Below are 567 nucleotides of genomic sequence, written 5' to 3'. Positions count from 1 at the left end.
GGGCGTCGGTCAGCGTCGCGGTGTAGGTGATGGTGCCGTTCTCGTCGACGCTCGGCGTCGCGCTCAGGGTCACCGTGGTGGTGTCGTCGACGTCGTTGACCGTGGTGCTGACCGGCGTTTTCACCGGATCGATGGCTTCGAGGTTGCCGCCGTCGGCCGATTTAATCGACTCGRTCACGRTGGTYGGMCCCTKGTAGGCGTCGTTGCCCACCGTGACCRGCAGGCTGCCRGARCTCTGSCCTTCGGCGATGGTRATGACCTTGCCGCTGTCCAGCGTCACGGTSACYGSACCGTTCTGCGCSGTCACCGGTTGGCCCTGGGCGTCGGTCAGCGTCGCGGTGTAGGTGATGGTGCCGTTCTCGTCGACGCTCGGCGTCGCGCTCAGGGTCACCGTGGTGGTGTCGTCGACGTCGTTGACCGTGGTGCTGACCGGCGTTTTCACCGGATCGATGGCTTCGAGGTTGCCGCCGTCGGCCGATTTAATCGACTCGATCACGATGGTCGGACCCTTGTAGGCGTCGTTTTAATCGACTCGATCACGATGGTCGGACCCTTGTAGGCGTCGTT

The 567-nt window shown here is 64.0% G+C and carries 1 pseudogene; it reads right to left on the bottom strand.

The features are described 5' to 3' along the window. A pseudogene (locus AC1DRN_RS29975) lies at nucleotides 1-523 on the bottom strand (immunoglobulin-like domain-containing protein); the annotation flags it as partial. Nucleotides 524-567 lie beyond the last annotated feature (44 nt).

This window comes from Pseudomonas sp. P5_B3, from assembly GCF_056400405.1.
The sequence above is the reverse complement of the archived record's forward strand: the minus strand, read 5'-3'. Positions and strand labels throughout refer to the sequence as shown.